Raw genomic sequence first — 20,419 nt, forward strand, 5'->3', positions numbered from 1 at the left:
TTAGTGCTGCCCCGGCAAAGGGTAGGTTGCCACCGGGGTGATACGCGAGCCTGCCGGCAACAACGGCTGCGTTGCCGAAATTTCTGTCGTAACCAAGGTGTGCGCAGGTGCAAGGCCCGACGAAGCTCCCTTTGCAGAGGGCGCCACGGGGACAACTGGCACAATTTTGGCAGGCGGCACCACAGGCACGGGGCCCGTGACAGGTTCGCCATTGCCCGGAATGAAAATCATGTCTTCCGCAGGCCTTGCCTGGCCCTCCGTGGCCAAGGCCTGGTGGGTGGCAGGCTTTTTCTGTGCAGCTTCCTGATCCGCCTGTGCAGCCGTCTTAGGGTGACGCAAGACGGGCACATTGATGCTTTTTTCCATCCGCTCGAACGTGCCATCCGCGCCAAAGCGCAGCCAAACCTCCTGACGCACATAAAAGGCGTCTGTGGCCACTGTCACTTTGTTTGCCCAGCGCACGAGGGTGGAGTTTCCCTGTTGCCACACATCGGTGGGCTGCGCGCCCAGGCTCTCGGATGCCTGGGCCAAGGTGGTGCGACCCACCACAATATGATCCAGACCCGCCGTATGCAGACCATTGCCCGTAAAACTGCACCCCGCCAACACAACAGCAGTTGAAAGGGCTGCGAGACGGCCAGACATGCCACCGAACAGCCGGTGCCAGAAAGGCACCAGCGCCGGCTTTTTGGTGTTGGGTGCCACAGCCAACAAGCCGGCCGTTGCGGGGTCTGGATAAATCATGATTGGAATTCCTTTCAGTTGGCCGGTAAAGCAAGCGCAGACTGCTTGAGCTGAAACACCGACAGCGAACCACCGACTTCGAGCGCCAGGGACTCCAGCGATCCCGCAGCTGTCGCCGCTTGCTGAACCAGCTGGGCGTTTTGCTGTGTCACCGAATCCATCTGCATAATCGCCAGGTTGATCTGATCGATTCCTGAAGATTGTTCTACGGTGGCTGCGGTGATTTCTGCCATGATGTCTGACACCCTGTTGACGGCCTGCACGATCTCCAGCATGGTCTCGCCCGCCCGGTTGACTTGATCAGAACCCGCCTGCACACGATCGACAGAATCCGCGATCAAAGTCTTGATCTCTTTGGCAGCACCGGCACTACGCTGGGCCAATGCCCGGACCTCTGCCGCCACCACAGCAAAACCACGGCCCTGCTCGCCGGCGCGTGCCGCCTCGACGGCCGCGTTAAGCGCCAGAATATTGGTCTGAAAAGCAATGGAATCAATGACGCCAACAATATCCGCGATTTTCTGTGAGCTGCCAGAGATACCCTGCATGGTGAGCACCACCTCATCCACCACGTGGCCACCCCGAGACGCCACTTGTGCGGCACTGGCAGCCAGCTCGTTGGCCTGCTGCGCATGATCGGCATTTTGCTTGACGGTACTGGCAAGCTCTTCCATGCTGGCAGCCGTCTGTTGCAAGGCAGCCGCCTGCTGATCCGTGCGGCTGCTGAGATCCTGGTTACCCGCTGCGATGCGCTGCGTGCCGGAAGTCATTTGGCCGACATGGGTTCGGACACCCAGAATCAGTGTTTCCAGACCATCACGCATGTCTTTCAGGCCATGCAACAACAGCCCGATTTCATCCCGGCCACGCGGCACAATATCCACATCCAAATGACCACTGGCCATCGTTTGCAGATGCCGTCCTATCGCCTGTAACGGCCGCAAGACCGTACGCATGAGCAACCGGTAGGCAATCAAAGCCAGCAACACCGCCACCACAACCAGGCCCAGGAACCCGTAGTTGGCCCAGCTGAATTGCTGAGCAAGATCCTGACGCATCTGGGTGCTGCTGTTCTGCACGTATTGATCAAACTGTCCAAACGCGCGATCCATACCCCGGGCGGCCCCACGCAACCTGCCACGTTTAAGGGCTTCAAATGCCTGGGCATCCTGCTGCGCAGCCAGGCCACGCAATTGTTCGACCTGTGCCCAGTAATCTTTGAAACTGCGATCCAGAACATGTTGCAGGGATTGGCCTTGAGAGCCCGTCAGGGCATTGGCTTGCTGAAATGACTGCATATGCTCTTTGGAGCGCAGCAGTAATTTATCTGCCTGACCAAGCTCCCAGAGCCGCTGCTTTTCGTTGGCAATGTCCAGAGCCCCATCAACCTGCGTGGCAGCCTGCTGAGCGTAAATAAGGGCATTTTTAACGTCTGAATTGGCCTGTACCCCCACGGCCGACAATTGCGAAAGTGCCTGGCGGCTTTGCTGTTGCACAAACCAGGCGCTGCCCACCGCCAGAACAGTAAGCAAGGACAGTAGACCCACGACCAGCGTGAGGCGAGTGCGCAAGGACACGCTGAACGAACGCCTCTTGAAAATGCGGAGCTTCATGTCACCTCTCTGAACCTGTTATCAGCATGCCATGGCACGCAACTTTTGTTTTCATGAAAATAGGGCCTTGTAGGCCCCATTTACCCGAATATGTCCTGTTCGCGAGTGGCGAGCCGGACAAAATCTTGTGGTTATTTGCTGCCCAGATTAAACAGACTGAGGCCCTGGATGGTCTGGAAGGCCAGGCCAGCGCCTTCAAGTGCCATCTTGCGCAGGCTGAGCTGCGTGGTGGCTTCGTAGTAATCGAGGTCTTCGATGCCCGACAAGGCCTTGGCAAAACCCAGATTGCGCTGGCTGCCGCTGCCGTCAAGTGCCTGAAGTTCGTTCATGCGGGCACCGATCGAGGCGCGCACGGTCAGCACATTATCGTAGTTACTGGCCAGTTGCTGCATCCCCGTATTGAGCACATTTCGCAGGGACGCTGTGGCCTCTGCATCGCCTTGGGACGGCGCATTCAGTGCAGCCACCAGATTATCCAGCGTTGTGAAGATATTTGGGTTTTGTGTCTTGAGCGGATCGACAGTAACTGTGTCACCCACCGCAGGCGTACCCGATATTTGGACACGTGTGCCATGGCCAAGATCCATTTCGGCAGCGTCAGCTGCCAGCGGTGGATAGCTGGTAGTTGCTGGGGGGAGGACGCCTGAATGGTCGGTTACCGCGACATCGTAGCCCGTGGCAGTAAACGTTACCGCAAACGAATACCGGGCATCCGGGTTGCCGGTGGTTGCATCGCGATCGGCAATAAACGGCCCACCAAACACTGCCGTACCCGCATTGGTGTTTGGCACAGCAGAGGTGTAGTCCAGGGTGCCTGGCTGTCCCCGGGCAAAGATGTCAGAACCAATATCGCTACCGGCAATCTGGCGGGTGGCATCGGCCTGGATATTGCGCTGCAAGGCATCACCCTGATAAGCACCCGCCGCGTCAAACGCTGGTTGCCCACCCTTTGAGCCAGAAAACAGATACTGACCATTGCCATCCGTGGTGTTCGCAATGCCCAGGGCCGTATCACGGGCGTTTTGCAGCACATTGGCCAGCGTCAGCCTGTCGGCATCCGACAACGTGCCATTGCCCACCTGTACCAGCCGGGTACGGACATCAACCAGCAGGCTGGTGAGACTGTTCAGTGCGTCTTCTTCAGTGCCAAGGTTTTGATTGGCCACGGCACGATTGGCAGCATAGCGGGCGTTTTGTGCCTGCGACTGCGAGAGGTTGATGGCCTGGGATGCCCCAAGGGGATCGTCGGCGGGCGTGACCATTTTTTGGCCAGAGCCAATCTGCTGATACAAATGCATGAGATCGGACTGCTGGGCATTGATGGTGTTCAGGCCCGTCTGAAACACAAGGCTGGAGCTGATACGCATGATGGTTTCCTGGTACGAAGCGCGCTAATCAGTTGCGCAAGCTAAGCAAAGTGTCAAACAGGGTGGATGCGGTGTCGATCAATCGCGCCGCCGCGCGGTATTGTTCCTGATACTGCTGCAGGTTGATGTATTCCTCGTCCATATTGACCCCGGATACCGCCTGCTGCGCGGCAAAGTTTTGCTGGATCAAAGACTCCTGAGCTTTTTGTGCCGTGGTGTTGGATTGCGTCTTGACCGCCACGGTATTGACCAGCTGAGAATAGGTCTCGTTGAGGCCCATAGTGCCCTGGCCCGCCGGGCCGGAGGCCAGCCCGCCCAAAATCTTTTTGCTGCGCAACTGCGCCAGCAGCAAGGCGTTGTCTCCGTTGGCAGAGCCGGCGGGGCCGCCCGCTCCCGAGTTGGCATCTGGATCCCAGCCAGCGGCTGCGATCTTGGCTGGGTCGGTGATGGCGACATTCATGCCGGCAGCGGCCTCGCGGGTGGGCTGAATCAACCACGAATCACCCGCTGCCGCACCGGTTACCGGCGTGGTGTTGAACTCGACACCATCGAAGGTGGCCGTGGCATTGGGCGCAATCGAACCCATCACCGTGCCGTCTGGCACTCGCGTGACAGAGTAATTGGCGCCATCAAACGCCATCCGATAATCTTTGTTAGTAAGTTTGCTGAAATCAGTAATGGTGGCACTGGGATTGGTGCCGGCAACAGTGGCTTCGTTTTGGATGATCTTGGGGGTGGACACCGTGAAGAAATCCAGCCCCGCTGCGCCGGAGGGATCGTAGCCCTGCACATGCTGTGCGTTGATAGACATGGAAATGCCTAAGGCCAGGCGCCCAAGATCGTTTTGGGTGCTATCCAGCACATCTGCACGGAAAGTGAGCAGCCCGCCCAGCTTGCCGCCTGTGATCATGCCGTCGGACATTTCTACGGGCTTGAGTGTGCCGCCTGCATCCAGCACGGTGTAATACACTGCCAGCCGGCCTGGATCGGCAGCAGAGGGCAAAGTTTGCAGATGATAAACCTCGTCGCCGCCCAGCACGGTCTGGCCGTTACCCACGGTGATGCTGACGCGGTCGTCCTGCTCGTAGGTTTTGATGTCGATGATTTGCCCAAGCTCGCTGGTGAGCTGATCACGCTGGTCGAACAAATCGTTGGGCGGTTGCCCCGGATTGCTTGCTTTGGCGACGGCAATCTGGCGATTGAGATCCTGAATGCGATCAAGGTAACTGTTGACTTGAGTAACAGTGGTATCGATCTGGGTATTGACGTTTTGCCGCTGGCCATCCAGAAACGCATTGGCATCGCGGATCTGCGAGGCCAGGCTGTTGGCCCGGCCCAGAAGCTCTTGCCGGCCCGCCACATCGGCGGGTGCCGAGGCCACGGCATCGAGGCCATCGAAAAATTTTTGGATATTGGGCGAGATCCCTACCGTGCGGTCGGCCACCAGGTTGTTGATCTGGCTGATCTGATCGCCGTAGGTTTTTAACGCCGCCCCACGCGTGAGCGACCCCGTGAGCTGATGGTACAGAAAATTATCGTAAGAGCGTTGCACGCTGACAGCCTGCACACCACGGCCAATCCAGCCCGCCGAGGTGGGGGTGGCGCCAGCGGTTTGGGCCAGCACCGTTTGCCGGCTATAGCCTTCGGTAGCGGCGTTATTGATATTGTGGCCAGCCGTTTGCAGGCGGTTTTGTGCTACCAGCAGCCCTGCCTTGCCGAGATTTGCCAGATTCATATGCTGCAATCCTGTCGATTTGGCAGACACCGCAAAGGCGCCTGCAGAGATTCTTCTATATAGATAACGGCCGCAAACGCCAAAAATTTAATGACGATCAGGAAGCGTTGAAATACCCCATGATACTGATCAGCTTGTCCGCATACGAAGGATCAGTGGCATAGCCAGCTGCCTGCACCTCGCGCGCGGCATCTTCGGCGCTGCGGGCCGTCATGACCTCGCGATAGCGGTCGCTGGAACTGATCAGGCGAGCATAATCAGTGAAAGAATCCGCGTAAGAGTCGTAGGCCCGAAACGGCTGCAACATCTTGCGCGGGCTGCCATCCACGTATTCGGTGGTCATTACCTGCACCACGTCTCCGCGCCAGCGGCCGCCCGCCTTAATGCCAAAGAGATTATGGCTGGTGCTGCCATCGGGACGCATGATTTCGCGCTGCCCCCACCCGGATTCGAGTGCCGCCTGACTGAGTATCAGTTTGGCAGGCACACCGCTACGTTGTGCGGCCACGCCTGCTGCGGCAGCCATCTGGTTCACAAAGCTTTGAATATGCTCTGGTGCCCCGCGGATGGCACTACGCACGGTTTGACCCAGGTTCTTGCGGCCCAACACATCCAGCAAAGACGTGATGGAATCGGCCACCTGCCGCTGGCCTTCGCCAATCCGCGATTGCAAGCCAGGCAGGCGCGAACGCGCTGCCTCGGGCACACCGGTTACCGCAGCCGTATTTTGTGTCAGCACCCCGCCACGCATCTGCGCCATCAGGGCGTCAGCCAAACCAATGCCCGGATTGGCCATGGCCAGCGCAGCTTGCTCGTCACCCAGGCTTTGCGCCATCCGCGTTGCCTGGGAGTCGAACAGGGAGGGCATTTGCTGCGAGGTTTGCCGTGCCTTTTTAAGCAGCAGCTGGATAAACATGGCCTCAAACTGACGGGCAACTTCGCGCTGCTGGTCTTTGGATTGCGGGTCAGTCTGTACGCCGCGCTTCAGGCTGTTCAGGCTGTTGAAATCAAGCACGGAAGCGTTGTCAGAAAAACCCGGCAGCGGCGTATGCGAGACAAATCCCATGTCCTGTCCTCAGATCACCTCAAGGTCGGCGCGCAAGGCGCCGGCACTCTTGAGGTTTTGCAAAATCGACAGAAGATCCTGGGGAGTTGCCCCCAGGGCATTCAGTGCCCGAACCACATCGGCCAGATTGGCACTGGTATTGACGCGCTTGAGCGAGCCATTCTCGGATCGCATTTCGATCTGTGTATTGTTGGTCACCACGGTTTGCCCTCCCCCAAACGGTGTGTTTGGCTGGCTGACCTGCTGTTGCGGGCTGATGGTGACAGACAGATTGCCAAAGGCAATGGCGGCCTCGTTGACCATGACGGTGCGGTTCATCACAACAGAGCCCGTGCGTGCGTTGATGACCACACGCGCCCTGGCCGGTGGCAGATTAACCTGGAGGTTCTCGACCTGAGACAAAAATGCCAGCTGCCGCTTGGGATCCATGGGTGCCTGCAACTCGATGGAACGACCATTCAGCGCGGTGGCTGTTTGCCCGCCAAAACGTTTGTTGAGCGCCGCCACCACATTTTGTGCCACGGCAAAATCGCTGGTGTTGAGCTCCAGCCGCACCGTACCATTTTGTACAAACGTGGTGGGCACCCCTCGCTCGACAATGGCGCCATCGGGAATAATGCCGCCATTAAGCTGATTGACCTGCACGCTGGCACCGCCCTGAGAGGCCCCTGCCCCGCCTACCAGCAGATTGCCCTGCGCCAGTGCATACACCTGGCCGTTGGCACCCTTTAAGGGCGTCATCAGCAATGTGCCGCCACGCAGGCTTTTGGCGTTACCCATCGAGGACACCACCACATCCAGGCTTTGGCCTGGCTGCGCAAACGCGGGCAGGCGCGTGGTAACCATCACGGCGGCCACGTTCTTAACCTGCATGTTGGTGCCCTGTGGCACCGTAACACCCAGCTGCGACAGCATATTGGTAAGGCTTTGCTGGGTAAACGGCGTTTGGCGAACCTGATCGCCGCTGCCATCCAGGCCAACCACCAGGCCATACCCGATCAGGGGGTTTTCGCGCACCCCGGTAAAGCTTGCAAGATCTTTGATGCGGTCGGCTTGTGCCGCGACTGGCATCAGGCCTGCGACCGCCAGCAACAGCACAAGGCCAAGCTTTAGAAAGCTGACCATCGGATGATTGAGTGCGACAAGTTTTTGGATCATGGCATCAGAACGGTGCGACATTCAGGAAGAAGCGCTGCAGCCAACCCATGGTCTGCACTTCATCCATCACGCCTTTGCTGCGATATTCGATACGGGCATCCGCCACTTGAGTGGACGCAACGGTGTTGCTGCCGGTAATGGAGCGAGGATCAACCACACCGGAAAACCGCACGTATTCGCTACCACGGTTAATGGCGATCTGTTTCTCGCCGGCAATTTGCAAATTGCCGTTGGGCAACACACCTATCACGGTGGTGGTGAGCGTGCCGCTAAACAGATTGGTGGCGCTGCTGGACCCCTTGCCCTGCGATTTATTACCGCTGCCGGTTTGAAAATTTTGCTTGGGGCCAAGGTCGGTGGGCAGAATGGCCGGCGTAATGCCGATGTTCATGCTGGCGCTGCCGTTGCGGTCTGTGCTGGTATCCACGCTTTTGGCTGCGTTGGTTTTTTCCTGGATCACCACCGTGACGATATCCCCGACGTTTCGGGGCCGACGATCCTCGAAGAGCGGATAGTTGCCATATGCAGTGGGCTGATAGATAGAGCCATTGGCAACCGCAGTGGGCGGCAAGGGCACTGGCGGCGGTGCCGTCAACGGACCCGTGACGACGGGCTCGGGGGGCACCAAGGCGCAACCCGATACCAGCAGGGTTGCGACCACCCCGATACCTGCTGCAAAACGACGCAAACCCTTCATGGAAATCCTGCTTAGAGCTGTGTCAGACGGGCCAGCATCTGGTCGGACGTTTGCACCGCCTTGCTGTTCATCTCGAAGGCACGCTGCGTGGTGATCATGTTGACAAGCTCTTCTGCCACATTGACGTTGCTGGTTTCAACGTAGTTTTGCAACATGACGCCGGCACCGTCCAACCCCGGCTGCAGCAGATTGGCCGGCCCGGAAGCATCGGTTTCTGCATACAGGTTTTCGCCCATGCTCTGCAAGCCCGTGGGATTGATGAACGTGGCCAGTTGCAACTGGCCAACTTCGACGTTGGTGCCCGTGGCGCCCGGCTGTGTCACAGACACCGTGCCGTCGCGCCCGATGGAGATGGAGATCGCGTTATCAGGGATGTTGATGCCCGGCTGGATGGGATAGCCCCCTGCCGTAACCAACATGCCGTTTTGGTCGCGCTGAATGCTGCCGTCACGTGTATAGGCAAACGAGCCATCAGGCATCTCTACCTGCATGAAGCCTTTGCCCTGGATGGCCACATCCAGCGTGTTGCCTGTTTGTTTGAGATCACCCTGGGTATGGATGCGCTCGGTGGCCACCGTGCGTGCACCGGTACCCAGCTGCAAACCGGAGGGCAGCTGATTGGCGGCCCCAACCGCGGCGCCCGGCTGACGCATGGTCTGGTACATGAGGTCTTCGAAGACGGCGCGGCTGCGCTTGAAACCCGTTGTGTTAACGTTGGCCAGGTTGTTGGAAATCACATCCATGGCGGTTTGCTGGGTTTCCAGACCCGTCTTGGCGATCCACAGTGAACGTATCATGATGAGGTGTCCTGGTTAGGCGGTGGCTGGCGCTTAGCCTGCTGCCGAAAGAATTGAGTTGGCGCGTTCTTCGTTGGTGCTGGCGTTTTTGATCACTTGCATCTGCAACTCAAACTGGCGCGAGTTGGAGATCATGGCCACCATCGCCGCCGCTGGGTTGACATTGCTTTTTTCGATGAAGCCCGGCGCGATCCGGACGGTGTCATCGGCCTGCGCCGCTTGCCCACCAGCCACACGAAACAGGCCGTCATCACCGCGCACCAGTTGATCGCGGGCCGGATTGACCAGTTTCAGTTGGGCCAACAACTGAATATCCCGCGGATTATCCCCTGCCCCCAGTGCACTGATCTGGCCATCCGTGGCAAAGGTGATGCTGCCACGCTCAGGAACCTCGATAGGCCCACCATCGTTGGACAAAACCGGCAAACCGGTTTGCGTGACCAGCTGATTGTTTTGATTGACCGCAAACTCGCCGGCCCGGGTATAGGCCTCGCCATCCGGCGTTTGTACAGCAAACCAGCCATCTCCCGCGATGGCTGCATCCAGGGCATGACCGGTTTCCACCATGGCACCCTGACCAAACTGGCTGCCCGGTGTAGACGCCACCGTGCTGACCCGGGTGGGGAGCTCGCCCGCATGCGGCACCACCGGCACAGAGCGGTAAATCGCCAGTTGCTCACGAAACCCGGTGGTGGACACATTGGCCATGTTATTGGCAATGGCCGACTGCTGCTCGAGGATGCGGGCAGCGCCGTTGGAAGCGGTGTAGAGAATGCGATCCATGCCTGCTTAGCCTGTTTAGCGCATGGTGATCAGAGTTTGCAAAATCTGATCCTGCGTCTTGATGGTTTGTGCATTGGCCTGGTAGGTACGCTGGGCAATGATCATATTGACCAACTCTTGAGACATATCCACGTTGGACTCTTCGATCGCCTGGCCTTTGATCGTGGCCAGGCCGTTGCTGCCCGGCGTGCCCACGATGGGTTGGCCGGAATTGGCGGTTTCGGCCCAGGCGTTGCCACCCACGGGCTGCAGCCCTTGCAGGTTTGCAAAATCGGCCAAGGCCAGCGTGCCCATGGTCTGTTTGGCACCGTTGGTGTAGTTAGCGATCAGCTCGCCATTGCTACCGATGGACATGCTGGCGTATTCACCGGTGCCGTAGCCGTTCTGAACGAAGTTTTGCGAGAAGCCGCCACCAAACTGGGTGGAAGACCCATAATTGGTTGCGATGGATACGGGCTGGGCTGCTGCACCGCCCACCACAGGGACGTTGTAATTCAAGGTATAAGTGGCGGTTGCCGGAATCAAACGGCCTGCAGTGTCAAACTGCAACTGATGCGCAGGCGTATAAGGCGCTGTTGCGGAATTTCCTGTGGCGGGATCCACCACCACCCCGTCCACTTTCACATAGACATCCCAATTATTGATTTCCGGAGGACCCACAGTGACCGGGCGTTTGGCATAATATTGCTCGACCCGATGCTCGTTGCCCAAAGAGTCATACACCGTCAAAGGAGTCATGTTGGAAAACGACTCTGCGTCCACATCCGGATTAAACGGGTGGGTCGCCACATCGACCACCTCTGCATTGGCGTCCATATTGACTGTATTACTAAGCGTGGAGGTTGCCTGAGGTGCAATATTGCCCACGGGGACAGTCATACCGATGAGGTTGGTGCCACCCGGCGCGTAGCCCATCAATTGCTGGCCCTGGGCATTGACAATTTTATTGTCTTTATCAGCCAAAAACTGGCCGTTACGCGTGTACAGCGTGGCGCCGTTGGGCTGGGTGACCACAAACAGGCCTTTGGCGCCATCAATGGCCATGTCGAACTGATTGCCCGAAGTGGACACAATGCCGGTGGTAAAGCGCTGGTTGATCGACGCCACCTGCACACCCAAGCCCACGCGGGAGCTGGCATAGACGTCGGCAAATGTCGCGCTGCCTGATTTAAACCCCACCGTACCCGAGTTGGCAATGTTGTTGCCAATGACATCCAGGTTTTGCGAGCTGGCGTTCAAGCCGCTGAGACCCTGACCGAAACCCATGATTGACCTCTTTTAGTGCGTGTAACGTTGTTGCGTTGATTTGGATACTGCCTGCGGCCCCAAAACAGAGCCGCAAACAGGTTTGTTACATAACTTGCCGAACATCCAGCAAGGAAATTTTTCCGCCTGCCAGCAAATTAAGCTTCAGGCCTTCGGTGGTATAGGCCACGCTATTGATGCTTCCGGCTGTCAGGGCCTCGACAGACACCGGCTGGCCTTCTGCATCTGAAGCCTCGACTCCCACGGTGTAGGCGCCTTCGGGCACCGTCAGCCCCGCCGTATCCTTACCGTCCCACTGCAGGGGATACACCCCCGCAGGCTGGGCGCCAAGCTCTTTGGTGTACACCGCCTTGCCGGCGGCATCGCGTACGGTGACCGTTACTTTGGCTGCCTCCGACATGAGATCGATACCAAAAGGCGTAGAGGCGCCATCGGCACCCACCTTGACGGTTTCTCCGGGATACAGCACGTTTTTGCCAATCAGGCCGGCAGCCTGCAACGACTGCGACATATCCATCTGGCCCGACAGCGCCAGCAAGGTGCTATTCAGTTGCTGAATCCCGTTGACCATCGACAGCTGCGCAATTTGCGAAGTGACTTGCGCGTTGTCCATGGGGTTAAGAGGATCTTGATTTTGCAACTGAGTGACCAGCAGCGTCAGGAAGCGGTCTTGGGTATCCCCCATGAGCGACTTGCTTTGTGCGCCGGCCAGCGCACTGGCAGCGCCCGAACCATAGACTTCGTTAACTGAGGCCATGACTGGAATCCTTACTGACCGATCATCAGGGTTTTGGCCATCAGTGACTTGGCCGTGTTGATGACTTCGACGTTGGCTTGATAAGATCGCGAAGCAGAGATCATGTTGACAGTCTCGGCGACCACATCAACATTGGGCATGGTGACGTAGCCGCGGGCATCCGCCAGCGGATTGCCCGGATCGTACTGGATGCGGGCCGGCGCATTGCTTTCGACAACACCGGCCACACGCACCCCGCCGACGGCATCCGACTGTGCCGTGGGTGTCATCTGAAACACCACCTGACGGGCACGATACGGCTGGCCGTCCGGGCCCACTGCACTATCGGCGTTGGCAATGTTGCTGGCCGAGACGTTCATGCGTTGGGATTGTGCTTCCAGGGCAGAACCGGCAATCTGGAAAATACTGAGCGTCGACATAAGCAATGAATCCTGAAATTACTGCTGCATGGCGGTGAGCAATGACTTGATGCGGGCATTGAGCACCTGCAGATCTGTCTGATATTTGGCCGTGTTTTCGGCAAACTGTGTGCGCTCGACATTCATGTCGACGGTATTGCCGTCGAGACTGGGTTGCAGGGGCACACGATAGAGCTCTTGGGCAGGCCCAGTTGTATGCGCACGGGCAGGGATATGTCGGCTGGCGGTGAGCGTCAGGCGGGTATCAGGCAATCGGGGCACACTGGAACCACCGCCGATTGCTTCGCGAAGCGTGGCGGAAAAATCGATATCGCGCGCCTTGTAATTAGGCGTGTCTGCGTTGGCGATGTTGGTCGCGAGGACTTCCTGGCGCTGCTGGCGCAAGGCCAGTGCCTTTTGATAGAACTCGAGGTCTTTGCCGATACGGTCGATCATGGCGTGCATTGCTTTTTGGGTGAACGGAGCACGCATCCACCGGGCACCGGATGATCCTTGACCATTCGCGGCTTTTGCGCACATTGGCATAGTAAGGCGGCAAGACAGCCGACAAAGGGGTAAATAAAGAGGGGAATCTCAGGCTATTCAGCCAATGTGTGCTGTTTGCCAGGTTGATACGCGAACCGGTGGCTGCTTCTTTTACAATAGGCCCATGAACCTCGCGTCCATACTTTCCGTGATCACCCCAAAACGGCGCCACAGCGCCCAGCCGGCAGGCACGCTGCGTACCCTGCATACAGAGGGCCGGCAAATACTGCTTGTGCTGTGTGCCGCATGTGCCGGGCTGTACAACACGGCTGCCTGGGCCGCTGCGCCGCAGCCCAGCCGCTTGCAAGATCCCGCGGCCCTGGCCAGCCAGGTGGATGCGTTCTTGCAAGACCAGGCAGCCAGCTACCCCGGCACACCCAGCATCCAGGTGGATCCACCCCGCATCAGCAACCAGGCGGCATGCGATCAGATCGATCTCTCCTTGTCTGGCTCGGGCAACCTGCAGTCACGCACCTCGGTAAGGGCCCGCTGCCTGGCACCACAGTCCTGGACAATCTATGTACAGGCCAGCGTGCAGATCATGGGCAATTATTTTGTTGCCAGCCACACCATCAACCGGGGAGCCGTACTGGGTGACGACGACCTCGCCACGCGTGAGGGCGACCTCCTGCGACTGCGGCGTACCATCAGCGACGCCGGCCAGATAAAGGGCTGGATTGCCACGCGGCGTATCCGCGCGGGCGGACCGATCGAATACAGCGCCTTGCGGGACCCCAACTCGATCGAGCGTGGCCAGCAAGTGCGTACCATTGCACGCGGCAAGGGTTTTGTGGCCTCAGGAGAAGGCGAAGCACTCGAATCCGGTAGTCCCGGCGCCCGGATACAGGTACGGACACCCGGTGGCCAGATCATCACAGGAACCGTACTGGACGCCCATACGGTTCAGGTTATGATGTGACCCTAAAGAATCGCTGTGTACGGCCGTTACTAGGGGTGCACCTGATGATTCTTGCCCTTTAACCCGGAGACGAGCCTTGAAAGTCAATTCCACATCGTCCAACCCCTTGCTTAACGGGGTCGCCGGGAACACACGCACTGACAGCAGTCATTCTGCTGCGCCCGCCCCCGCTGGCGGTAGCCGTTCCGATGTCGATCTCAGCCCTGCCGCTCGCCAACTGGCTGCGCTAAACACCAGCGAAGGCGACATCCAGACAGCACGCGTACAACAAATCCGTGATGCCCTGGCCTCCGGCGAGCTAAAAATTGATGCCGGCCGAATTGCAGACGGTTTGCTGGCCAGTGTGCGCGATCTTCTCAAATAACAATCCGCTACACTGACAACTTAACGTTTTCAGGTTGTCTGCCATGAGTCACATCGACGCGCTGCTGAACTGCGTGGACGAACAATCCCGCTTGTTAAATGAGTTTATCCAGACACTCGAGGCCGAGGGCGCACAGCTGCTTGAAAGCCCGTCCAACGAGGCTCTGGGAGCCCTGACCGCCCGTAAGAATGACTATGCCAAGCGCTTGGCCGAACTCGACCAAAGCAGGGCCGAGGCCCTGGCGGGGCTGGGCCAGCCCGATACCCAGGCAGGTATCCAGGCGGCATGCGCGGATCACCCCGAACTACTGGCTGCGTTTGACTCTCTATTCGAGAAAACCGAACATGCCAGCCAGGTCAACCAAACCAACGGGCAGATTCTGGAAACCTTTATGGCCCACAATCAGCAGGCGCTGGATACCCTGCGCAGCTTGATGGGACAAGACCTCTACGATGCCCGCGGGCGCCTGTCAAAACCCAGAAAATAAATCAGGCAGACAAGAGCTCTTTAAGCGTAAACAGCTTAAGCAAGCCTGCGGGGGCCTGCCGGGCAGAGAGCTGTTCGGCACCCAGCATGCGCGCAGCGGCATGTGCCGCTGACACCAAATAAGGGCTTTGCGTGAGGCTCCAGGCAGCCAGGCCCAGCTGGGCCGCCAGCACTGCCCGGTCCAGCAGAGGCTCGGTTTCTTTTTCAGACCCATCAGCCAGCAGTGGCACGGCCAACCGCCAGGCTGCATGCGCCTCCTGGCGTATAAGCACGGCCAGCGCAAGCTCTGACAGCGGTGGTGTCACCGGCCCAGCGGGCAGCAATGCATGCCACACCTTGATGACATGACCATCACGCACATCCAGCGCTCGAAGACACAATAGCTGTACGGGCAGTGGTGCCTGGCCACGTGACTGTAACTGAACCCGGGTGAGGCCTGCCCACCAGGCGATCTGTGCCGTATCCCGGCCTGACACCTGGCGCAGGCTGGTGAACAGATGATTGGGCAAGGGTTGCAAGGCCGCTTGCGAAGCGGCAGCAGATACGACACAGGCCTCGTCGTTTTGGTAAACCCGCGTGCGCGCACCGCAAAGAGAGAGCCAAGCGTGTCCCTGCGCCGTGAGCTGGCGCAGCAAGGCCTGGCTGCCACCCTCAAGCACATGCCAGCGGGCCACATGAGAATCGGGGTCGGATTCAAGATAGATTTGATCCAGCAGGGTATCAGCGGCAGGCGGCGCCTTGAGCTGCGCCTGCTGCGGCGAGTACCAGCCATCCGCCAGCCCGATCTGCTGATTGGCGACAGCCAGCGGCTGACCCTTGGGACCAAACCAGGCCGCAATTGCCCAATGCCCCTTGGTCCCCTGCCAGGACAGCGCCTGACGATCGTGCACCACCCACACTCTTTCACTGTCTCCCAAGTTGGCCAGCGCAACCCGATGAAGATGGTCGATGACATCGATGGAAGCAGGAAGATCTTGTGCCGTACGGCTGCGCCAGAGATGATAGGCCTCGGACAGCACGATATCTTCGTCCAGCCTGGCAACTGCCTGTTGCAGCACATCCAGGCCCAGGGCCTGGGTACCAGCCGTTTGAGTGAGCAGCTGCGGCAGCAGTACTTGCTGACGACGGCGTTGCTCCAGAGCCTCGGCGGTTTCTTCTGGCTGGGTAATCGCCATCAAGGCAGCAAGATCTGCCTCGGTGGGCGAAAACTGTGGCCGGGCCGACTGCACAGGCGCCAGCGCATGGTCCAGCAGTTCGGGTGCTGTCAGAAACAGCAGGTTTTCGGGTACTTTTTGGCCATTGGATACATAATGAACCGGCAAACGAAACCGGATGGCTGTATCCAGCGCCGCCCCCAGGCTTGCTGCTTCGTCGATCTTGGTGATGACGCAACCACGCAGCGGAGTACCTCCATCGCGCGCATACGAGCGTGCCACTTCGTCCAGGGTATCGCCGTGGCTGGAAGCATTGAGCGCCAACAGGCGTTCTACCTGACGCCCTGCTCCTGCGAGCAAGGCAGCCTGATCGGCAACATAGCGATCTCGCTGGCTGATGCCCACGTTGTCGATCAATACAGTTTGATCTGGCCGAACCGTTTCCAGGATCCGCCGCAGCGCATAGACGTCTTGCACCACATGCACAGGCACGCGCATCATCTGGCCATAAATCTTGAGTTGCTCGTGCGCACCAATCCGGTAGGTATCCGTGGTCAGGAGCACCAGGCCTTCGGGCCCGTTGCGACGGACACAGCGCGCGGCCAGCTTGGCGATCGTGGTTGTCTTGCCCACGCCGGTAGGCCCCACCAGCGCCAGCGCCAGGCCTGGCTTCCATAGCTGATCTTCAGACGCCAGCACCGGCAGATGCTTGATGAGCTCGGCGCGTGCCCACTGCACAGCGGCACGCACGCCCGAGAACTCGGGCATGGCTTTCAGCATTGCGCGTAAAAGCGTGGTGCTAAAACCAAACCTCAGCAAATTTTGAAACAATGTGACGGCATGTGGCGAGCGTCGTAGCTGATTGCCCCACAACAACTCATCAAAGCGGCTTTCGAGCGAACTTTTAAGCTCGTCGATGACCCCGCTGAGAGGCATGGCGGAACCCTGAGATGCAGGCCCTGGCATCGGCGATGCTGGTGCAGGCGTTTGCGGCGCGGATGCCGGCATACCCTGCGACGCACGGGCAACAGGAGCAGCCGCGGGCAAAGGATACGGCGCGGATTCGGAAGGTGCGGGTGTCGCTGCCGGATCGTTTTCAGCCAGCAAGGTTTGGTCGGTGGCAAGAATCTCAACACCGCCATTGACACGCTTATTGGAAATGATCAGGGCTTCAGAACCCAGGGCAAGCCGAACCTGACGCATGGCCTCGCGGTTGGTTGCCCCAAAGAAGCGGCTGATGTTCACGTCGCAGTCCCTCCGATAACGGCCGTGACCCGAATCATACGCTCTTCAGGGATCTCGGCACTGGAGAGCACCGCCATATGCGGCAGGTGATGGCGCAAGAACCGCGACAGGGACGCACGCAACATGGGCGGGACAACCAATACCGGTGCATCGCCACGGTCTTCCTGTTCGTGTACCAGACGCTGGGTTTCGACCAACAGGTTTTCTGCCAGACCGGGCTCGAGTGCACCGCTGCTGCCGATGGCTTGCGTCAGCACCCGCTCGAGCCGCGCATCCAGCCCCACCACCCGGAGTTCTTCTTCGCCCGAGAACCAATGCTGCACAATGGCCCGGCCCAGACCTACCCGAACCTGCGCCAGGAGCTCGTCGAGGTTTGGCCCGGTACCCGCAGGATTGGCAGATGCGAGTCGCGGCGCGTGTTCGGTGACCACTTCGAGAATGGTGCGCATATCGCGGATGGGCACGTCTTCGTCCAGGAGGCTGCGCAGCAGGTTTTGCAACTGTGGCAACGTAATGGTTTTGGGCACGAGGTCTTCGACCAGCTTGGGTACCTCGCGCGCCACATGATCAAGCAACTGCTGGGTTTCCTGCCGCCCCAGCAGCTTGGCCCCATAGCGATGCATCAGATGATTGAGATGCGTGGCCACCACCGTGGCGGCATCTACCACGGTATATCCATGCACCTGGGCTTCATCGCGCAGGGACGCATCAATCCAGACTGCCGGCAGCCCAAAGGCAGGGTCTTTGGTGGCTGTGCCTGCTACCGTGCCGGTGACACCACCGGGGTCGATGGCCAACCACTGCCCCAGTTGGGCGACTCCTCGGCCAATTTCGACACCGAACAGCAGAATCCGGTAATCGGTTGGCTTGATCTCGAGATTGTCGCGGATATGCACGACGGGCGGCAAAAAGCCCATTTCACCGGCAAATTTTTTGCGCAGGCTGCGGATACGGTGCAGAAGCTCGCCACTTTGCTGATGATCCACCAGAGAAATCAAGCGGTAGCCCACTTCAAGCCCCAGCGGATCTACCGGCGAGACATCATCCCAGCTGGCTTCGGATGCAGCGGCCACCGCAGCAGCCTGCTCGCGGTCAGGCTGGCTGGCAGAGGCAGCAAGCGCCTTTTGCTGTCGCTGATAGATGGCCCAGCCGCCCCCCGCCATAATGGCTGCCAGCAGCAAAAAGGCCACATGCGGCATATTGGGAATCAGGCCCATCAGGGTGAGGATCGCAGCCGTGATAAACAGGACATTGGGATTGGCAAACAGCTGACTCAGCATCTGCTGGCCGACGTCCTGGTCGGTGGCAACCCGCGACACCACCACGCCGGCTGCGGTTGAAATCACCAGCGCCGGGATCTGGGCCACCAGGCCATCACCAATGGTAAGCAGTGTATAAACACTGCCCGCATCCGACACAGACATATCGTGCTGGGCAACACCGACAATCAGGCCACCGATAATGTTGATGACCATGATCAACAAACCCGCCACCGCATCGCCGCGCACAAATTTGCTGGCACCGTCCATGGCGCCATAGAACTCGGCTTCCTGAGAGACCTCGGCCCGTCGGGCACGCGCATCATCTTCACCGATAAGCCCCGCATTCAGATCGGCATCGATGGCCATCTGCTTGCCCGGCATGGCATCCAGGGTAAATCGCGCACCCACCTCGGCGATACGGCCGGCACCTTTGGTGATCACAATGAAATTGATGATCACAAGGATGATGAATACGATGATCCCCACGGCGAAATTGCCGCCCACCAAAAAGTGGCCGAAGGCTTCGATGACGTGCCCGGCCGCGGCCGGACCCTGGTGGCCATTAAGCAGCACCACGCGCGTGGATGCCACATTGAGAGACAGCCTGAGCAGTGTGGCAAACAGCAAAACCGATGGAAACGCTGCAAAATCAAGCGGCTTGCGAGTAAACATCGCCACGAGCAAAATCATCACAGACAAGGAAATATTGAAAGTGAACAGCAGATCGAGGATGAACGGCGGCAACGGCAGGATCATCATGGCCAGAACCATGAGGATCAGAATGGGGCCAGCCAGCAATCGGGCTTGCCCAAAGCCTTGGGTTTTCAGGAAATCCAGGAAGTTGTTCATGAAGCGAATGCGTGTGCCGCGTTAGAGAAGTGCTGCGGATCGAGATCAGGCGGAACCGGCAGGCTTTGAGGAGCTTCAGGGAGTGTACCCGAGCCATGTTGCCAGGTTCGCACCTGATAGACCCATGCGAGAACCTCGGCCACCGCTGCATACAGCGCGGCCGGAATCTCCCGATCGAGATCGACGTGATGATACAGGGCTCGGGCCAAGGGGGGAGCCTCCAGGAGTGTGACGTTATTTTCTTGGGCCAGTTGCCGAATTTGGGCAGCAATCAAACCGGCCCCTTTGGCCACAACCGTCGGCGCACCGCCCTGGCCTTCGCTATAGCGCAGGGCAACCGCGTAGTGTGTCGGGTTGGTAACCACCACATCCGCCTCGGGTACGGCAGTCATCATGCGCCGCCGCGCCATCGTGCGTTGCTGCTGGCGGATACGGCCCTTGACATGCGGATCCCCCTCGCTTTCTTTGTGCTCTTGCTTGACATCATCGCGAGACATACGCAGCTGTTTGGCATGGTTCCAAAGCTGCCATGGGACGTCGATCAGAACCAGAATCACCAGAGACGAGGCCACCCATAGGCATGTCAGCGCCACCAGCGACAAGCCCTGGGCCAGTGCGTCATTGACCGACATATGGGTGAGTGCCAGCATGTCCGGCAAATACGTCCAGATCACCTTGATCGCAACGATACCGATCAACGCCGCCTTGGCCAATGTTTTCAGGAGCTCAACCACGGTTTGCGCCTCAACAAACCGCTTCAGGCCCTTCAGGGGATTCATCCGCTCGAATTTGGGCTCGAGCGCCTTGGGCGAGAGCAAAAAGCCCCCCAGCGCAACCGATGCAAATATCCCAACGGCCATCAGCAAGACAAAAACAGGCAACAGAATCAGCAAGGCCTGCCAGGCGGAGGTCGCCGCCACATTTAACATGACCTGCGGATCACGGACAACCCCCGGATCAAACCAGAGCCCGTTGTGCAAGACGCCTTGCAAGACACGAAAATAGGTATCACCCAAAAACCACAAGGTGCCAATCCCTGCCACCAGTGCCAAAAATGTACCGAGCTCTCGCGAACGCGCAACCTGCCCTTCCTCGCGCGCCTTTTCAAGGCGCCGGGGAGAGGCGGGTTCGGTTTTTTCGAGATCGCTATCCTCAGCCATGCGGGCAGGTGTCCGGCGATATTAAGTGAGCCTGAATTGTACTGGACGGACAA

At 58.8% G+C, this 20,419-nt stretch carries 19 protein-coding genes; 3 read left to right on the forward strand and 16 right to left on the reverse strand.

All coding sequences use genetic code 11. From position 1 onward, the window contains the following. The 13 genes from ABS758_RS13165 to flgB all read right to left on the reverse strand — a co-directional run bounded on the left by ABS758_RS13165 (window position 1) and on the right by flgB (window position 12,837). Window positions 1-744 carry a hypothetical protein gene (locus ABS758_RS13165; protein ID WP_350383404.1) on the reverse strand — a complete coding sequence of 248 codons (744 nt, stop codon included), beginning with the start codon at window positions 742-744 and terminating at the stop codon, window positions 1-3. A gap of 14 nt (window positions 745-758) precedes the next feature. Continuing rightward, window positions 759-2,357 carry a methyl-accepting chemotaxis protein gene (locus ABS758_RS13170; RefSeq protein WP_350383403.1) on the reverse strand — a complete coding sequence of 533 codons (1,599 nt, stop codon included), beginning with the start codon at window positions 2,355-2,357 and terminating at the stop codon, window positions 759-761. 131 nt (window positions 2,358-2,488) lie between these two features. Next, the gene (gene flgL, locus ABS758_RS13175; protein WP_350383400.1) at window positions 2,489-3,724 is read right to left on the reverse strand and encodes a flagellar hook-associated protein FlgL; all 1,236 of its coding nucleotides are present in this window, start codon (window positions 3,722-3,724) and stop codon (window positions 2,489-2,491) included. Window positions 3,725-3,752: 28 nt separating this feature from the next. Further along, complete coding sequence (flgK, locus tag ABS758_RS13180) at window positions 3,753-5,459, reverse strand: flagellar hook-associated protein FlgK (RefSeq protein WP_350383399.1); 1,707 nt, start codon at window positions 5,457-5,459, stop codon at window positions 3,753-3,755. 97 nt (window positions 5,460-5,556) lie between these two features. Further along, window positions 5,557-6,525 (reverse strand): flagellar assembly peptidoglycan hydrolase FlgJ, encoded by a 969-nt coding sequence (flgJ, locus tag ABS758_RS13185; protein WP_350383398.1) that lies wholly within the window; start codon window positions 6,523-6,525, stop codon window positions 5,557-5,559. A gap of 9 nt (window positions 6,526-6,534) precedes the next feature. Beyond that, window positions 6,535-7,650: a flagellar basal body P-ring protein FlgI gene (locus ABS758_RS13190; protein ID WP_417251229.1), complete on the reverse strand. Its 1,116-nt coding sequence runs from the start codon at window positions 7,648-7,650 to the stop codon at window positions 6,535-6,537. A gap of 37 nt (window positions 7,651-7,687) precedes the next feature. Next, a complete protein-coding gene (locus ABS758_RS13195; protein ID WP_350383397.1) occupies window positions 7,688-8,380 on the reverse strand; it encodes a flagellar basal body L-ring protein FlgH in 693 nt (230 codons plus the stop codon). An 11-nt stretch (window positions 8,381-8,391) separates the two neighbouring features. Further along, window positions 8,392-9,177, reverse strand: coding sequence for a flagellar basal-body rod protein FlgG (flgG, locus tag ABS758_RS13200; protein WP_350383395.1), 786 nt, complete (start codon window positions 9,175-9,177; stop codon window positions 8,392-8,394). A 33-nt stretch (window positions 9,178-9,210) separates the two neighbouring features. After that, window positions 9,211-9,960, reverse strand: coding sequence for a flagellar basal-body rod protein FlgF (flgF, locus tag ABS758_RS13205; protein ID WP_350383392.1), 750 nt, complete (start codon window positions 9,958-9,960; stop codon window positions 9,211-9,213). A gap of 15 nt (window positions 9,961-9,975) precedes the next feature. Continuing rightward, window positions 9,976-11,226 carry a flagellar hook protein FlgE gene (flgE, locus tag ABS758_RS13210; RefSeq protein WP_350383390.1) on the reverse strand — a complete coding sequence of 417 codons (1,251 nt, stop codon included), beginning with the start codon at window positions 11,224-11,226 and terminating at the stop codon, window positions 9,976-9,978. Window positions 11,227-11,311: 85 nt separating this feature from the next. Beyond that, on the reverse strand, window positions 11,312-11,983 hold the full coding sequence (locus tag ABS758_RS13215; protein ID WP_350383388.1) for a flagellar hook capping FlgD N-terminal domain-containing protein: 672 nt from the start codon (window positions 11,981-11,983) through the stop codon (window positions 11,312-11,314). A gap of 11 nt (window positions 11,984-11,994) precedes the next feature. Next, a complete protein-coding gene (gene flgC, locus ABS758_RS13220) occupies window positions 11,995-12,402 on the reverse strand; it encodes a flagellar basal body rod protein FlgC (protein ID WP_350383386.1) in 408 nt (135 codons plus the stop codon). 18 nt (window positions 12,403-12,420) lie between these two features. Continuing rightward, complete coding sequence (gene flgB / locus ABS758_RS13225) at window positions 12,421-12,837, reverse strand: flagellar basal body rod protein FlgB (protein WP_350383385.1); 417 nt, start codon at window positions 12,835-12,837, stop codon at window positions 12,421-12,423. A 214-nt stretch (window positions 12,838-13,051) separates the two neighbouring features. Here flgB and flgA point away from each other — a divergent pair, with 214 nt between their 5' ends. From flgA to ABS758_RS13240, 3 genes are all read left to right on the forward strand, one after another. Next, on the forward strand, window positions 13,052-13,846 hold the full coding sequence (flgA, locus tag ABS758_RS13230; protein WP_350383382.1) for a flagellar basal body P-ring formation chaperone FlgA: 795 nt from the start codon (window positions 13,052-13,054) through the stop codon (window positions 13,844-13,846). Window positions 13,847-13,922: 76 nt separating this feature from the next. Continuing rightward, window positions 13,923-14,210 carry a flagellar biosynthesis anti-sigma factor FlgM gene (gene flgM, locus ABS758_RS13235; protein WP_350383381.1) on the forward strand — a complete coding sequence of 96 codons (288 nt, stop codon included), beginning with the start codon at window positions 13,923-13,925 and terminating at the stop codon, window positions 14,208-14,210. Between the two features lie 43 nt (window positions 14,211-14,253). After that, the gene (locus tag ABS758_RS13240) at window positions 14,254-14,697 is read left to right on the forward strand and encodes a flagella synthesis protein FlgN (RefSeq protein ID WP_350383380.1); all 444 of its coding nucleotides are present in this window, start codon (window positions 14,254-14,256) and stop codon (window positions 14,695-14,697) included. Window position 14,698: 1 nt separating this feature from the next. Here the strand turns inward: ABS758_RS13240 and flhF are convergent, their stop codons facing one another. From flhF to flhB, 3 genes are read right to left on the reverse strand one after another with little or no spacing between them, the layout of a single operon-like run. Continuing rightward, window positions 14,699-17,095, reverse strand: coding sequence for a flagellar biosynthesis GTPase FlhF (gene flhF, locus ABS758_RS13245; RefSeq protein WP_350383378.1), 2,397 nt, complete (start codon window positions 17,093-17,095; stop codon window positions 14,699-14,701). Next, the gene (gene flhA / locus ABS758_RS13250; RefSeq protein ID WP_350383376.1) at window positions 17,092-19,206 is read right to left on the reverse strand and encodes a flagellar biosynthesis protein FlhA; all 2,115 of its coding nucleotides are present in this window, start codon (window positions 19,204-19,206) and stop codon (window positions 17,092-17,094) included. The genes flhF and flhA overlap by 4 nt, the downstream gene beginning before the upstream one ends. Continuing rightward, window positions 19,203-20,366 (reverse strand): flagellar biosynthesis protein FlhB, encoded by a 1,164-nt coding sequence (gene flhB, locus ABS758_RS13255; RefSeq protein ID WP_350383375.1) that lies wholly within the window; start codon window positions 20,364-20,366, stop codon window positions 19,203-19,205. Before flhB ends, flhA begins: the two co-directional genes overlap by 4 nt. Between the last annotated feature and the right edge of the window lie 53 nt (window positions 20,367-20,419).

It is taken from the genome of Castellaniella sp. FW104-7C03 (assembly GCF_040276085.1).
Lineage (GTDB): Bacteria > Pseudomonadota > Gammaproteobacteria > Burkholderiales > Burkholderiaceae_B > Castellaniella.

Bases quoted from the DNA above. Each gene is read 5' to 3' on its own strand.
- flgG (WP_350383395.1), bottom strand. From the start codon at position 9,177: ATGATACGTTCACTGTGGATCGCCAAGACGGGTCTGGAAACCCAGCAA.
- ABS758_RS13240 (WP_350383380.1), top strand. From the start codon at position 14,254: ATGAGTCACATCGACGCGCTGCTGAACTGCGTGGACGAACAATCCCGC.
- flgE (WP_350383390.1), bottom strand. From the start codon at position 11,226: ATGGGTTTCGGTCAGGGTCTCAGCGGCTTGAACGCCAGCTCGCAAAAC.
- flgL (WP_350383400.1), bottom strand. From the start codon at position 3,724: ATGCGTATCAGCTCCAGCCTTGTGTTTCAGACGGGCCTGAACACCATC.
- ABS758_RS13165 (WP_350383404.1), bottom strand. From the start codon at position 744: ATGATTTATCCAGACCCCGCAACGGCCGGCTTGTTGGCTGTGGCACCC.
- flhA (WP_350383376.1), bottom strand. From the start codon at position 19,206: ATGAACAACTTCCTGGATTTCCTGAAAACCCAAGGCTTTGGGCAAGCC.
- flgF (WP_350383392.1), bottom strand. From the start codon at position 9,960: ATGGATCGCATTCTCTACACCGCTTCCAACGGCGCTGCCCGCATCCTC.
- ABS758_RS13195 (WP_350383397.1), bottom strand. From the start codon at position 8,380: ATGAAGGGTTTGCGTCGTTTTGCAGCAGGTATCGGGGTGGTCGCAACC.
- flgJ (WP_350383398.1), bottom strand. From the start codon at position 6,525: ATGGGATTTGTCTCGCATACGCCGCTGCCGGGTTTTTCTGACAACGCT.
- ABS758_RS13170 (WP_350383403.1), bottom strand. From the start codon at position 2,357: ATGAAGCTCCGCATTTTCAAGAGGCGTTCGTTCAGCGTGTCCTTGCGC.
- flgK (WP_350383399.1), bottom strand. From the start codon at position 5,459: ATGAATCTGGCAAATCTCGGCAAGGCAGGGCTGCTGGTAGCACAAAAC.
- flhB (WP_350383375.1), bottom strand. From the start codon at position 20,366: ATGGCTGAGGATAGCGATCTCGAAAAAACCGAACCCGCCTCTCCCCGG.
- flgB (WP_350383385.1), bottom strand. From the start codon at position 12,837: ATGATCGACCGTATCGGCAAAGACCTCGAGTTCTATCAAAAGGCACTG.
- flgC (WP_350383386.1), bottom strand. From the start codon at position 12,402: ATGTCGACGCTCAGTATTTTCCAGATTGCCGGTTCTGCCCTGGAAGCA.
- ABS758_RS13215 (WP_350383388.1), bottom strand. From the start codon at position 11,983: ATGGCCTCAGTTAACGAAGTCTATGGTTCGGGCGCTGCCAGTGCGCTG.
- flgA (WP_350383382.1), top strand. From the start codon at position 13,052: ATGAACCTCGCGTCCATACTTTCCGTGATCACCCCAAAACGGCGCCAC.
- ABS758_RS13190 (WP_417251229.1), bottom strand. From the start codon at position 7,650: ATGGTCAGCTTTCTAAAGCTTGGCCTTGTGCTGTTGCTGGCGGTCGCA.